Annotated in this window: 12 protein-coding genes; 9 read left to right on the forward strand and 3 right to left on the reverse strand. The window is 73.7% G+C overall.

All coding sequences use genetic code 11. The features are described from left to right. Positions 1 to 5: 5 nt before the first annotated feature. The 3 genes from ABT160_RS04960 to ABT160_RS04970 all read left to right on the forward strand — a co-directional run bounded on the left by ABT160_RS04960 (position 6) and on the right by ABT160_RS04970 (position 5,188). A complete protein-coding gene (locus ABT160_RS04960; RefSeq protein WP_351643608.1) occupies positions 6 to 2,009 on the forward strand; it encodes an LpqB family beta-propeller domain-containing protein in 2,004 nt (667 codons plus the stop codon). Further along, the gene (locus tag ABT160_RS04965) at positions 2,006 to 2,941 is read left to right on the forward strand and encodes a S66 peptidase family protein (RefSeq protein WP_351643610.1); all 936 of its coding nucleotides are present in this window, start codon (positions 2,006 to 2,008) and stop codon (positions 2,939 to 2,941) included. The genes ABT160_RS04960 and ABT160_RS04965 overlap by 4 nt, the downstream gene beginning before the upstream one ends. Before the next feature lie 411 nt (positions 2,942 to 3,352). Next, positions 3,353 to 5,188 (forward strand): CocE/NonD family hydrolase, encoded by a 1,836-nt coding sequence (locus ABT160_RS04970; RefSeq protein ID WP_351643612.1) that lies wholly within the window; start codon positions 3,353 to 3,355, stop codon positions 5,186 to 5,188. 121 nt (positions 5,189 to 5,309) lie between these two features. Here the strand turns inward: ABT160_RS04970 and ABT160_RS04975 are convergent, their stop codons facing one another. Next, the gene (locus ABT160_RS04975) at positions 5,310 to 6,410 is read right to left on the reverse strand and encodes an adenosine deaminase (RefSeq protein ID WP_351643614.1); all 1,101 of its coding nucleotides are present in this window, start codon (positions 6,408 to 6,410) and stop codon (positions 5,310 to 5,312) included. Between the two features lie 148 nt (positions 6,411 to 6,558). Then, entirely contained in the window at positions 6,559 to 7,308 is a 750-nt protein-coding gene (locus ABT160_RS04980; protein ID WP_351643615.1) for a GntR family transcriptional regulator, read from the reverse strand. Between the two features lie 258 nt (positions 7,309 to 7,566). Between ABT160_RS04980 and ABT160_RS04985 the strand changes: the two genes are divergently transcribed. The 4 genes from ABT160_RS04985 (at position 7,567) to ABT160_RS05000 (ending at position 10,589) form a co-directional block, all read left to right on the forward strand. Continuing rightward, positions 7,567 to 9,036, forward strand: coding sequence for an MFS transporter (locus ABT160_RS04985; RefSeq protein WP_351643616.1), 1,470 nt, complete (start codon positions 7,567 to 7,569; stop codon positions 9,034 to 9,036). Between the two features lie 244 nt (positions 9,037 to 9,280). Then, positions 9,281 to 9,523 (forward strand): LapA family protein, encoded by a 243-nt coding sequence (locus tag ABT160_RS04990; protein WP_351643618.1) that lies wholly within the window; start codon positions 9,281 to 9,283, stop codon positions 9,521 to 9,523. Then, entirely contained in the window at positions 9,523 to 9,849 is a 327-nt protein-coding gene (locus tag ABT160_RS04995) for a hypothetical protein (RefSeq protein WP_351643619.1), read from the forward strand. Before ABT160_RS04990 ends, ABT160_RS04995 begins: the two co-directional genes overlap by 1 nt. A 161-nt stretch (positions 9,850 to 10,010) precedes the next feature. Further along, on the forward strand, positions 10,011 to 10,589 hold the full coding sequence (locus tag ABT160_RS05000; RefSeq protein ID WP_351643622.1) for a GNAT family N-acetyltransferase: 579 nt from the start codon (positions 10,011 to 10,013) through the stop codon (positions 10,587 to 10,589). Here ABT160_RS05000 and ABT160_RS05005 read toward each other — a convergent pair. Beyond that, positions 10,567 to 10,905, reverse strand: coding sequence for a DUF6204 family protein (locus tag ABT160_RS05005; protein ID WP_351643624.1), 339 nt, complete (start codon positions 10,903 to 10,905; stop codon positions 10,567 to 10,569). The two genes, ABT160_RS05000 and ABT160_RS05005, sit on opposite strands and share 23 nt — an antisense overlap. 93 nt (positions 10,906 to 10,998) lie before the next feature. On the opposite strand from ABT160_RS05005, the gene ABT160_RS05010 reads away from it, so the two are divergent. After that, positions 10,999 to 11,898, forward strand: coding sequence for an arginase family protein (locus ABT160_RS05010; RefSeq protein WP_351643626.1), 900 nt, complete (start codon positions 10,999 to 11,001; stop codon positions 11,896 to 11,898). 139 nt (positions 11,899 to 12,037) lie between these two features. Further along, complete coding sequence (locus tag ABT160_RS05015; protein ID WP_351643628.1) at positions 12,038 to 14,011, forward strand: DUF5107 domain-containing protein; 1,974 nt, start codon at positions 12,038 to 12,040, stop codon at positions 14,009 to 14,011. Positions 14,012 to 14,039: the final 28 nt, after the last annotated feature.

Raw genomic sequence — 14,039 nt, forward strand, 5'->3', positions numbered from 1 at the left:
CTCGCATGGTACCCACGGGCGCCTACGGCACCTGGCCCTCACCCATCGACGCCGCGCTCGCCGCCTCGCACGACGGCCGCCCCGACAACGTGGGGGTGGTCGGCGACGAGGTGTGGTGGACGGCGCCGCGCCCCGCCGAGTCGGGCCGGCGCACCCTCGTGCGCCGCCGCGCCGACGGCACGCAGGAGTCGGTGCTGCCCGCCCCGTGGAACGTGCGCAGCAGGGTCATCGAGTACGGCGGACAGCCCTGGGCCGGCACCGAGCGCCCCGGCACCGGGCCGCTGATCGTCTTTTGCCACTTCCCCGACCAGCGGCTGTACGCGTACGAACCGGACGGCTCGGGCGAGCCCGTACCGCTCACCCCCGTCTCCGCCACCGGCGGCGGACTGCGCTGGGTGGACCCCGTCATCCTCCCGGACCGGGGCGAGGTCTGGTGCGTACTGGAGGAGTTCACCGGCGAGGGCCCCACCGACCTGCGCCGCGTCATCGCCGCCGTGCCCCTGGACGGGTCGGCCGCCGAGGACCGCGCGGCCGTGCGGGAGCTCACCGACGACCGGCACCGCTTCGTCACCGGCCCCCGGCTCTCCCCGGACGGGCGGCGGGCCGCCTGGATCGCCTGGGACCACCCGCGGATGCCCTGGGACGGCACCGTCGTGATGACCGGGGAGGTGGCGCCGGACGGTCCGTTCACCGGGGTGCGGCCCGTGGTCGGCGCCACCGACGAGTCCGTCTGCCAGATCGAGTGGGCCCCCGACGGCTCCCTGCTCTTCGTCTCCGACCTCGGCGGCCACTGGTGGGAGCTCCAGCGCACCCGGCCCGACGCCACCGCCACCGGCGTCGTGCCCAGCAGCAACCTCTGCCCCGGGCGCGCCGAGGAGTTCGGCGGCGCCCTGTGGAAGATCGGCCAGCGCTGGTTCCTCCCGCTGGAGAACGGCACGGTCGCGGCCATCCACGGCAAGGGCTCCACCGCCCTCGGCATACTCGACCCCGAGACCGGCGAACTCGTCGACGCCGCCGGGCCCTGGACCGAATGGGCCTCCACCCTCGCCGTGCACGGCAACCGCGTCATCGGTGTCGCCGCCAGCCCCCGCAGCGGCTACGAGGTCGTCGAACTGGACACCTGCACCGGCCGGGCCCGCGTCATCGGCGCCGCCCACCAGGACCCCGTCGACCCGGCGTACTACCCCGAGCCGCAGATCCGCACCTTCACCGGACCCGACGACCGCGAGGTCCACGCCCACGTCTACCCGCCGCACAACCCCGACCGGATCGCCCCCGACGACGAACTGCCGCCCTACGTCGTCTGGGCGCACGGCGGCCCCACCGGGCACGCGCCGCTCGTCCTGGACCTGGAGATCGCCTACTTCACCTCGCGCGGCATCGGCGTCGCCGAGGTCAACTACGGCGGCTCCACCGGCTACGGCCGCGAGTACCGCGAGCGGCTGCGCGAACAGTGGGGCGTCGTCGACGTCGAGGACTGCGCCGCCGTCGCCCGCGCCCTGGCCGCCGAGGGCACCGCCGACCCGGCGCGCCTGGCCATCCGCGGCGGCAGCGCCGGCGGCTGGACCACCGCCGCCTCCCTCACCTCCACCGACGTCTACGCCTGCGGCACCATCCTGTACCCCATCCTCGACCTCACCGCCTGGGGCACCGGCGAGACCCACGACTTCGAGTCCCAGTACCTGGAGTCCCTGGTCGGCCCGATCGCCGAGGTGCCCGCCCGCTACCAGGAGCGCTCGCCCGCCAGTCACGTCGACCGGATCACCACGCCGTTCCTGCTGCTCCAGGGGCTGGACGACCCGATCTGCCCCCCGGCGCAGAGCGAGCGGTTCCTGGCGCGCACGGCCGGGCGCGGCATCGCCCACGCGTACCTCGCCTTCGAGGGCGAGGGCCACGGCTTCCGCCGCGCCGACACCATGGTCCGCGCCCTGGAGGCCGAACTCTCCCTGTACGCCCAGACGTTCGGCATCAGCCGGGACGACGTGACGCCACTGGAGATGCGCAAGTGAACCTCGCACCCCTGACCCGCCCGCCCCGGCTGCGGCCCGGAGCCCGGGTGGCCGTCGTCTCGCCCAGCGGCCCGGTGCCCGAGGAGCGCCTGCGGGCCGGGCTGGAGCTGCTGCGCGGCTGGGACCTGGACCCGGTCGTCGCGCCGCACGTCCTGGACGTCCACCCGCGCCTGGGCCACCTGGCCGGGGCCGACGCCGACCGGGCGCGTGACCTGGAGGACGCCTGGTGCGACCCACGGGTCTCGGCGGTGATCTGCGCGCGCGGCGGGTACGGCGCCCAGCGGATGGCCGACCTGGTGGACTGGGCGGCGATGCGTGCGGCCGGGCCCAAGGTCTTCGTCGGCTACAGCGACGTGACGGCGCTGCACGAGGCGTTCGCCCTGCGCACCGGTCTGGTCACGCTGCACGGGCCGATGGTCGGGGCGGCCTCCTTCATCAAGGACGCCCGCACCCAGGAGTCGCTGCGGGCCACCCTGTTCGAGCCCGAGTCGGTCCTCGAACTCGGCCTGGAGGGGGCGCGGGCGCTGGTGCCCGGGCGGGCGCGCGGGGTGACGGTGGGCGGCTGCGCGTCCCTGCTCGCCGGGGACCTGGGCACGCCCGGGGCACGGGGCGGCGTGCCCGGCGGGCTGCTGCTCCTGGAGGACGTGGGCGAGGAGCCGTACCGCCTGGACCGGATCCTGACACAGCTGCTGCGCGCGGGCTGGCTGGACGGGGTGGCCGGGGTGGGGCTCGGCTCCTGGCAGGAGTGCGGCCCCTACGAGCGGGTGCGGGCGGTGCTGGAGGACCGGCTCGGCGGCCTGGGGGTGCCGGTGGTGGAGCAGCTGGGCTTCGGCCACTGCGAGCCGGCGCTGACCGTGCCGCTGGGCGTGGCCGCGGAGCTCCTGGCGGGGGAGCGGGGCGTACTGCGGCTGGAGGAGCCCGCGTTGGCGTGAGGGAGGGGGCACGGGTGGGTCGGGCTGGGGCTGGGGCGTGGCCCGAGGTGCGGCCCGGGGCGGGGCTTGGGGTGCGACCTGGGGTGGAGCCCGGGGTGGTTCGGGATACGGCCCGGGGCGGGGCTTTTCGGCTGGGGGCGGGTGAGGCTCCGGGCGTGTGGCGGGGCGCGGGGGGCGCGTGGGCCGGGGTGACGCGCTCCCGGTTTCACTCCATCTCCGCCGTGAACCGCCGTCACGAGCGTTGACGCTGCCGTTACACGTGTCACAGCATGGGCCTCGGCCGTCTACCGGCCGCCAGCACAGGCCGGCCGAGCGGACCGGCGGTGCGAGGCGCCCGGTGTCCTCGACGTGGAGGTTCCCGTGCCCCGATCCCGTACAGGCCGAACGCCCCGCCCCCGTGGGGGACTCGCGTTGCTCTCCGGCGCCGCCCTGGCCCTGCCGCTGCTGCTCGCGGGCCCGGCGAGCGGTGCCGACGCGAGTGCCACCGACGCGAGTGCCGCCCGTGCGGGCGGAGTCGCCGACAGCGGCCGGTCGGGCGTCACCGCGTTGAAGTTCACCGTCCAGGCGGGCGGTCGCCGGTGCACCGTGGACGCCGACCTCTACCGCCCCGCCGGTGCCGACGCGGCCCACCCCGCGCCCGCGGTGCTGACCACCAACGGCTTCGGCGGCAGCAAGTCCGACGGTTCCACCGACGCCACCGCCCGCGCCTTCGCCGCCCGGGGCTACGTCGCCCTCGCCTACTCCGGCCTCGGGTTCGGCGGGACCGGCTGCCTGATCTCGCTGGACGACCCGCGCATCGACGGCGCCGCCGCCTCCCGGCTCATCGACTTCCTGGGCGGCGTCGCGACGGCCGACGACGGCACCCGGGCCGACTTCGTCACCCGCGACCGCGCGGGCGACCCCCGGGTCGGCATGATCGGCGGCTCCTACGGCGGCGCCGTCCAGCTCGCCACCGCCGCCGTCGACCACCGCGTCGACGCCCTCGTCCCGATGATCACCTGGCACGACCTGTCGTACGCGCTGAGTCCCAACAACGCGGGGCCGGTCCGGGCGGCAGGGATGAGCTCCCTGGTACCGCCGTCCGATGACGCGGTGCCGTCCGGAGCGTTCAAATGGCAGTGGGCCAACGGCTTCTACCTGATGGGCGAGGGCCAGCCGCTGCTCGTGCCCTCGCTCGACCCCTCGCGGATCAACAAGCTCGGCTGCCTGCACTTCACGACCCCGGCCTGCGACACGATCAAGCTGCTCAACTCCGGCCGCTATCCGGCCGGTGACGCCGCCGCGATGACCGCGTACGCGCGCAGCGTCTCGCCGGTCGGCTACCTCGACCGGGTCGCGGCGCCCACCCTGCTGGTGCAGGGACAGGCCGACACGCTGTTCAACCTCAACGAGGCGCGGGCCAGTTACGAGCGGCTGAGGGCGCGCGGCACCGAGACCCGGATGATCTGGCAGTCCTGGGGCCACAGCGGCGGGGTCACCGACCCGGCCGCCGGGGAACTCGACCTCGCCCGGGGCAACTTGGAGACCAGCTACGTGGGTCGGCGGATCCTCGCCTGGTTCGACCGGTACCTGCGCGGGAACACGGCGGCGGACCTCGGCCCGGCGTTCGCGTACTACCGCGACTGGCGCAGTGGGTACGGCGAGGCGGCCACCCTGCCGCCGCTGTCGCGCACCCTCTACCTCTCCGGTGACGCCCGGCTCGTCGACGACCGCTCCGAGGTCGTGCGCGGCGCCCGCCAGTACCGCAACTGGCCGGTGCCGACCAGCCATTCGGAGTCGTCGATCGCCGGGATGATCGGACTGCCCGACCCAGCGCCGTACGACACCGCGGGCACGTACCTCGGCTGGACCAGCGCCCCGCTGGTCGCGCCGGTGGACGTGGTGGGCGCCCCGAGGGCCACGCTCCGGGTGCGTTCCCCGGAGGCCGAGCGCACCCAGGGGTCCGGGGACCTGGCGGACAAGCTGGTGCTGTTCGCAAAGGTCTACGACGTGGCGCCCGACGGCACCAGCACCCTGGTGAACCGGCTGGTCGCGCCGGTGCGGGTGCCCGACGTGCGGAAGCCGTTCACGGTGACGCTCCCGGGCGTCGTGCACCGCTACGACCGGGGCCACCGGCTGCGGTTCGTGATCGCGGCCAGCGACGACGCGTACTTCGGCAACCGGGGGATCAAGTCCGTCACCGTGACCAGTGCACCCGGAGACACCGGTGTCCTCCAACTCCCCGTCGTGCAGGGCGAGTCGGACTGATGGTCCGGAGGTGGTGGCCCGAGGTCTCAAGGCCGCCTGCGAACCCACCGGCCTTGAGGGCCCACGGGAAGGGGAGCGGGAGTGCCGCCCGTCGGGGGGCGGGCGGCACCTCGCGAACGGCTCAGCCGGCCTGGGCGGCCAGCGCGGCGTAGCCGGGGCGGATGACCTCGTCGATCAGCCGGCGGCGCTGCGGCAGCGGCAGGAACGCCGACTCCACGGCGGCCACCGTGAACTCCTCGAAGACCTCCGGGCCGTAGCCGAACGCGTCCGCCATGTGCTGGAACTCGCGGCTCATCGTGGTGCCCGAGACCAGCCGGTTGTCGGTGTTGAGCGTGATGCGGAAGCCCAGGCGGCGCAGCTGGTCGATCGGGTGCGTCGCGTAGTCCTTGGCCGCGCCCGTCTGGAGGTTGGAGGTCGGGCAGACCTCCAGGGCGATGCGGTTGTCGCGGACGTACGCGGCGAGGTGGCCCGGCGTCCCGTCGGGTGCGATGTCATCGGTGATGCGTACGCCGTGACCGATCCGCTCGGCGCCGCAGACCTGCACCGCCTCGTGGATCGACTCGGCGCCCACGGCCTCGCCCGCGTGGATGGTGAAGTGGCAGTTGTGCCGCTTCAGGTGCTGGAACGCCGGCAGGTGGTTGGCCGGCGGGTTGCCGATCTCGCCGCCCGCGATGTCGAAGCCCACCACGCCGCGCTCACGGTGCGCGACGGTCAGCTCGGCGATCTCCAGGGAGCGGTTCGTGTGGCGCATGCCGGTGAGCAGGGTGCCGACGGTGATGCGGCCGCCGGCGCGGCGCTCGCCCTCGCGGAAGCCGTCGTTGACCGCCTCGACGACCTCGTCCAGGGTCAGCCCGGCCGCCAGGTGCTGCTCCGGCGCGTAGCGCACCTCGGCGTAGACGACCCCGTCCGCCGCCAGGTCCTCGGCGCACTCGGCCGCGACCCGGAACAGCGCCTCGCGCGTCTGCATGACGGCGCAGGTGTGCGCGAAGGTCTCCAGGTAGCGCTCCAGCGAACCGGAGTCGGCGGCGTCGCGGAACCAGGTGCCCAGCGCGGCGGGGTCCTCGGTGGGCAGGCCGGTGTAGCCGCACGCGCGGGCCAGCTCGATGATCGTGGCGGGGCGCAGGCCGCCGTCCAGGTGGTCGTGCAGGACGGCCTTGGGGGCGCTGCGGATCCAGTCGGAGACCTCGGCGGCAGCGGCGGCAGGGTTGTCAGACAAGTGCATGGCGCGGAAGTGTACGTCACTCCCGCGCCCCGCGCTGTGACGGGAGCGACAGGGCGGGAGCCCGTAGGCCGGAGGCCGTCTCCGGAGCGGGCCCCGGGGATGCGGCCCGGAGTCCGGCGGCGCCGGGTCCCGGGGTCCGGGCCACCGCTCAGCCCGACTGGAGCACCGGTAGCGCGGGCGCGCCCGTCGGGAGCATGTGCTTCGCCGCGAGGACCGGGGTGTCCCCGACCCGTACCACCTGCGTCACCAGCACCGCGGGCGTGTCCGAAGGGCGGCCGAGCTGCTCGCCGCGGCGCTGCCCGAGCAGCGTCGCGCTCACGCTGCTGTGCGCGGTCAGCGGCACCCCGCGCGAGGCGCCCGTCAGCACCGCGAGCATCGAGGTGCGCTCCGGCGAAGCGGCGGTGCGCAGCGCCGTCGCGAAGGCCGGGTGGACCTGTTCGAGCACATCGTCCGGCGCCGCCCACTCATGGCTCAGCGCCGCCGCCGCACCGTCCCCGGCCAGCAGCGACTCCCAGAACCGCAGCTCGGCGCGGGCCGGGGCGAGCAGGTGCTGGGTGGTGAAGTCGGTGGGCTCCTCGACGGCCCGCAGCAGGGCCTGTACGCGCAGGGGCGCACCGGCCCCGATCAGCTCCTCCAGCGGCTGGACCTGCTCGAACCCGCGGCGCGGCGGGCGGTCGTTCACGGTGCGCCCCACCCCGCGCCGCACCGTGAGCAGCCCGTCCTCCTGGAGCAGCAGCAGCGCCTCGCGCAGCGCGGGACGGCTGACGCCGAGCTCACGGGCGAGCCGGGGCTCGGAGGGGAGGGTGGAGCCGGGCGGGTAGGTGCCGTCGTGGATGGCGTCGGCGATCCGCTCGTACAGCACCACCACGGGTCTGCGCTGTGCTCCGCCGACTGCCATGGTGCCTCCTCGACTCACTTGTCAGCTCACCTGCCAGCAAGTTACGGGGTGCGCGCGGGCCCCGGCAACGCGCACCCACCACCCCTGGCCAGGCATCGGGGAACGGCTGCCCGGATTCGGAACTCACAAGCGGAAGGGTCTTGACGTTTTACGCGCGTAGATCTCACTCTGTGGGAGCGGTACTTGTCTGACAGGTGAACAGTGGCTGTCGGGCTGAAGGCGGCATCACAGCAGGACATCCGAGGCAAAGGGGCCTACATGTCTACCTCGCACGGCCGGACGCGTTCCGGCGGCGACTCCGATCTCGCGGGCCGCGGGCCCATGCTCCTGGCGATGGTGCTGGCCGTGCTCGGCTACCAGATCAACGCCACGATGCTCAGCCCCGCGCTGCCGGACGTGATCGAGCGCCTCGGCACCACGACGGCCGCGGCGGGACTGTCCCAGACGCTGTTCTTCCTGATGGCGGCCATCGGCCAGGTCACCCTCGCCCGGCTCAGCGACCAGCGCGGCCGCAAGCCGATGATGCTGGTCTGCGCGGTCGTGCTGATCGTCGGGAACGTGCTGTGCGTCCTCGCCCCGAACATCGAGGTGTTCATCGCGGGCCGCATCCTCCAGGGCGTCTCGGCCGCCATGTTCACGCTGGCCTTCCTGACCCTGAACCAGACGCTCAGCCCCGCCGGCTTCGGCAAGGCCGCGGGCGTCGTCACCGCCGTCAACGGCGGCCTGGCCGGCGTCGACGCCATCGCCGGCGGCCAGATCGCCGACACCATCGGCTTCCGCGGCATCTTCGTCTGCTCCACGCTGATCGCCGTCGCGGGCCTGCTCGGAGTGCGCAGGTACGTCCCCGACGTCCCGCCGACCACCACCGACACCCGCTTCGACTCGCGCGGCATCGCCGCCCTCGCCCTGGGCCTCACCGGCATCCTGGTCGGCCTCGCCCAGGGCGCCGCCTGGGGCTGGACCTCGCCGCTCACCCTCGGCTTCCTGCTCGGCGGCCTGGCCGCGCTGGTGTTCTTCGTGCTCTCGCAGAAGACCGCCGCCAACCCCGTCATCGACCTGGACGTGCTGGCCTCGCGCCGCGCCTGGCCGCTGCTGATCACCACGATCTGCACCCTGGGCGGCGCGTTCGGCGCGATCGCCATGACCATCCCGCTCTTCTCGCAGGACGCCCGGGTCGGCCTCGGCCTGTCGGCGGTGGCCGCCGCCGTCCTCTTCCTCACCCCGATCCAGCTCATCGGGGTCGTCTCCGCGCCGCTGACCGGACGGCTCGGCCCGCGGCTCGGCTGGCGCACGGTCGTGGTGGCGGGCGCGGTGTCCAACCTGGTGATCTTCGTCTTCGCCACGGTGTTCCTGCACAACGAGTGGATCCTGGTCGCCTCGCTGGCCGCGCTGGGCTTCACGTACGGCGGCTTCATGCTCACCGGCCTCAACGGCCTCGCCGTCACCACCGCCCCCAAGGACAAGCCCGGCTCGCTCTCGGGGCTCAACGGCGCCTGCTTCGGCATCGGGGCCTCGCTCGGCATCGCCCTCGCCTCCGCCATGATCACCGGGGGCAGCGACGCCGGGGGCGTCACCGAGGCGGGCTACCAGCACGCGATGTACGCGGCCCTGGCCCTGCTCGCGGTCGGTGTCGTCACCGCCTTCCTGATCCAGCGCCCGGACCCGGCGCAGGAGGCGGCCGACGGGGACTCCGAACAGGGGCGGCCGCTGGTGCTGACGCACCACTGAGGCGGGCGACTGAGGCGAACGACTGAGCCGGGCGCGTGACGGGACGTCGAGGCGGGGCGTCGAGGCGGGCGCGTGACCGGTCATCGGGGTGCTCGCGTGACGGGTCACTGGGTGCACGCGTGACGCGTGCACGGTGACATGTCACCCGTACGGACCGTCCCACCGCTCCCTCACGCACCACAGTCGCCATGCTGGGTGCCGAGGGGGCGGCAGCGGCATTCCGGACGAGACGAAGGGACGGGTCATGAGCCCCAAGGACGCATCGAGCGGAGGGAAGTCCGGCGCGGTCGGGGCCTTCACCCCCGCACGCATCGCGGTCATCGCGATCGCGATCCTCGCCATCGTCTTCATCTTCGAGAACACCCGGCAGGTCAAGATCCGCCTGCTGATTCCCGAGGTCTCCATGCCGTTGTACCTCGCCCTGCTCGCCATGTTCGTGGTCGGCGTCCTGTGCGGCGGCTACTTCTTCAGGAGGCGCGCTAAGTGATGCGACGGCGTACAGCGACGGTGACGGCGGGCGCGGTGCTCGCCCTGGCGGCGATGACCGGTACGGCGGTGGCGGTGGCCGCCGGGCCGCCGATGCCCGACTTCTCGGGCAAGAGCCTGATGACGGTCTTCAACCAGCTCGACTACCGCACCCGGGTCGAGGTCCACGACGACAGCGGCTTCGACCGCAACGTCCTCTGGCCGCCGAGCTGGAAGGTGTGCACCCAGAGCCCGGCCAAGGGCGCCGCGCTGAACGGTCAGACGGTGACGATCGGCGTGGTGAAGAAGGCGGAGAAGTGCCCGGGGCAGAAGGCGCTGCACTCGTGACCTGAGCAGTGTGCGGGTGTGAGTGTCGCGTGTGACGTATGACGTGTGACGTGTGATGTGTGCGATGTCAGTGTCGCGCGTGACGTGTGACCGTGTACCGGTGCGGGCGCCCCCAGGGCCCCGCACCGTACCGTCCGTACCTCCCGGCCTACCCTGGCCCGATGGAAACGATCTACCTCACCGAGGGCCCCCGCGTGGGGCTGCGGCGCTTCCGGGACGAGGACGCCGACGAGTTCGTGGCGCGGGCCCGCGAGAGCCGGGAGCTGCACCGGCCCTGGCTGTTCCCGCCGCAGGACCGCGAGGCGTACGCCACGTACGTACGACCCCTGATCGACGACCCCACCCGGGCCGGCTTCCTCGTCTGCGACCGTGCCACCGGCGCGATCGGCGGGTTCTGCAACATCAACAACATCGTCCGGGGCGGCTTCAGGAGCGGCGCCCTCGGCTACGGCGCCTTCGCCCACGCGGCCGGGCGCGGTCTGATGGGCGAGGCCTTCGGGCTCGTCCTGGACCAGGCCTTCGGCCCGCTCGGCCTGCACCGCCTGGAGGCGAACGTGCAGCCCCTGAACGCGGCGTCCCTCGCGCTGGTGCGCCGCTGGGGGTTCCGCCTCGAAGGCTTCTCGCCCGACATGCTCTTCATCGACGGCGCCTGGCGCGACCACGAGCGATGGGCGATCACCGCGGACATGCACGAGTCGCGCGGGTCGCGCGCGTCCGTCAGCGGCGGCCCTTGTAGTTGATCTTCATGGTGTCCATGTCGGTGACCTTCGACTTCAACTCCGTGTGCGGATGGCCCAGTTCGGCCAGGGCCCGCTCCGCGTGGTCCTCGGCGATCGCGCCCGCCATCTCGTCGCCGTCCTCCGGATCGGAGTGGACGATGATCCGGTACGAGAAGTGCTTCAGCGTCCGGTCGTAGGAGAGCGAGCCCTCCTCGGTGAAGCGCATCGACTCCAGGCCGTGCCCGTCGAGGCCGGCGAGCAGCCGCGCCCGGCCCTCCGCCGACAGCCCGTCCCAGGCCCCGCGCACGATCACCCGGTACGTGTGCTGCGTGCTCATCGCTCTCCGCTTCCTTCCACGACGACGTCCGACGCTTGACGCAGGTCGTCAAACGCGTTGAACCTCCAGCCTACGGAAACGAGGATGGATCGCATGCGGAATATCGTCGTCGTGGACGCCCCCTCCAACCTGGGCCTTCGCCCGCCCGCCCCCGGTGCCGTGCCCGGCTGCTACAAGCTGGCCGGCGCCCTGCGCGAGAACCGGATCGTCCAGCGGCTGCGCGCCTTCGAGGGCGGTGTGGTCGTCCCGCCGCGCTACGACCGCGGCGACTGGCAGGAGGGCGACGGCGTCTTCAACGCCGGGGCCATCGCCGACTACACCCGCAAGCTCGCCGACCGCGTCGAACACCACGTGCGCGCGGGGGAGTTCACGCTCCTGCTCGGCGGCGACTGCTCCATCCAGCTCGGCGCGTCCCTCGCCCTCAAGCGGCTGGGCCGCTACGGACTCGTCGCCGTCGACGGCTCCGCCGACTTCCGCCACCCTGGCAACTCCGACCGGATCGGCGCCGCCGCGGGCGAGGAGCTGGCCCTGGGCACCGGGCGCGGGCAGCGGGACCTCGCCGACCTGGAGGGCCTCGGTCCCTATCTGCGCGACGAGGACGTTCGGCTGTTCGGGCTGCGGGACGGGGACGAGGACCTGCCGGAGCTGGCCGCCCTGCACATCCCGACCGTCACGGTCGGCGAACTGCGCGAGTGGGGCGCCAAGGCCCTGGCGGGCGCGGTGACGCAGGCGTACGAACTCGCCGGTGAGATCGCCGGGTTCTGGCTGCACGTGGACGCCGACGTGCTCGACCCCTCGGTGATGCCGGCCGTCGACAGCCAGGAGCCGGACGGGCTGATGCCCGACGAACTGCGGGAGCTGCTGCGGAAGTTGGTCCGCTCGCCGAGCTGCGTCGGCATGAACGTCACGGTGTACGACCCCGACCGCGACCCGGACGGCGTCGCGGGACGCCTGCTCACCGACCTGATCGTGGACGCGCTCACCGCGTCGTAGCGGCACCGGACGGGGCGCGACGGGGCGCGACGGGGCGCGACAGGGCGGGGCGCGCGGCAGGCGGAGGAAGCGGACTTGTCCGAATTTGCCGAAGCCTGACCCACGGAACCCCTGGTCGGCCCCGCACCTCCCGTGTTCCATGGTCGACATGACGACCGTACGACGCGCCGTACTGACGCTGCCCGCGGCCCCGCTGGGGCCCGACAACCCGCTGCCCGCCCTGCGTCCGCTCGACGAGGTCCACACCCTCGACGAGCAGGCCAAGCGGGGCATGCCGCGTGACATGGCACGGCAGATCGGGTACGAACCGCTGCGCACCCTGCTGCCCGTGCGCGTCCGCGACGGCTACGGGCGCGCCCGCACGCCCACCGGACTCGACGCGGTCGTGGTCGAGAACGACCGGCTGCGCGCCACCGTGCTCCCCGGGCTCGGCGGCCGTGTCCACTCCCTGCACCACAAGCCCACCGGACGCGAACTCGTCTACCGCAACCCGGTGTTCCAGCCCGCCGACTTCGCGCTCAACGGCGCCTGGTACTCCGGCGGCGTCGAATGGAACATCGGCGCCACCGGGCACACCACGCTGTCCTGCTCGCCGCTGCACGCCGCCGTCGTACCCGCCCCCGACGGCGGTCCGATGCTGCGGCTCTGGGAGTGGGAACGGCTGCGCGACGTGCCGTTCCAGGTCGACCTGTGGCTGCCGGAGCACTCCGACTTCCTGTACGTCGGCGTGCGGCTGCGCAACCCGCACGAGCGGCCCGTACCCGTGTACTGGTGGTCCAACATCGCCGTCCCCGAGGACCGGCGCGTGCTCGCCCCGGCCGAGGAGGCCTGGCACTTCGGCTACGAGCGGTCGCTGCGCCGGGTGCCCGTCCCCGAGTGCGACGGCGCGGACCGCACGTACCCGCTGAGGGGCGAGTACCCGGCCGACTACTTCTACGAGGTCCCCGACGGGGAGCGGAAGTGGATCGCGGCGCTCGACGAGGACGGTCACGGCCTGGCGCAGACCTCCACGGACGTGCTGCGCGGGCGCAAGCTGTTCCTGTGGGGCGCGGGCCCGGGCGGCCGGCGGTGGCAGGAGTGGCTGACCGAGCCGGGCACGCCTGGCTACGCGGAGGTCCAGGCGGGCCTGGCCCGCACCCAGTTGGAGCACGTCAAGCTGGAGGCCGAGCAGGAGCTGAGCTGGCTGGAGGCGTACGGACCGCTGAGCGCGGAGCCCGCCGCGGTGCACGGCGCCGACTGGGGCGCGGCCCGCGCGGAGGTCGCCGGACGGCTGGAGGAGGCGCTGCCGAGGGCCGCCGTCGAGGAGGCGTACACGGCCTGGCGCGAACGCGCGGCGGACGCCGAACCCGTCGAATCCCTTGCCACCGGCTCCGGTTGGGGTGCGCTGGAGGTCCTGCGGGCCGGGTGCAAACTGCCGGGCACGCCCTTCGACGAGTCCACGCTCGGCGAGGAACAGGCGCCCTGGCGGGAGTTGCTGCGCACCGGGGTGCTCCCGGTGCCCCGCAGGGTGGTGCCGCCGGGGCCGACGCTGGTGGCGCCGCACTGGCGGGACATGCTGGAGACGGCTCCGGCCGAGCCGCTCACCGAGTATCACCTGGGCGTCGCGCAGTGGCACGCCGGAGACCTCGCCCAGGCCGTGCGCAGCTGGGAGCGCGGTCTGCAACTCGCGCCTTCGCGCTGGCCGTTGCTGCGCTGCCTGGCCGTCGCCGACCGTGAGGGCGGCCATCCCGAGCGCGCCGCGGAACGCTACGCCGAGGCCTTCGCCGACCTCTGCGAGGAGCGCCGCGACGACGGTGAGGCCTGGACGGCGGCCACGGCGTCGCTGGCGCGGGAGGCGATGGGCGCGCTCCTCGACGTGGGGCGGGCGGACGGGGCGCGCCAGGTGTGGCGGGCGCTCTGGCCCGCGATCAGGAACCGGGGCGCCTTCCGCCTGATGGAGATTCAGCTACTGATAGCTGAGGGGGACTTGGCCTCCGCGCGCGCCGTGTTCGACGAGGGCTTCGAGGTGGCCGACCTGAGGGAGGGGGCCGAGGTGCTGGGAGAGGTGTGGGCCCGGCTGACGCGCGAACCGCTGCCGGAGAGGTACGAGTACCGGATGCGACCGCCGGAGTAGGGCGCACCACGGCGGTCCTCGGGCGGCT

It is taken from the genome of Streptomyces sp. NPDC001941 (assembly GCF_040296945.1).
Classification (GTDB): domain Bacteria; phylum Actinomycetota; class Actinomycetes; order Streptomycetales; family Streptomycetaceae; genus Streptomyces.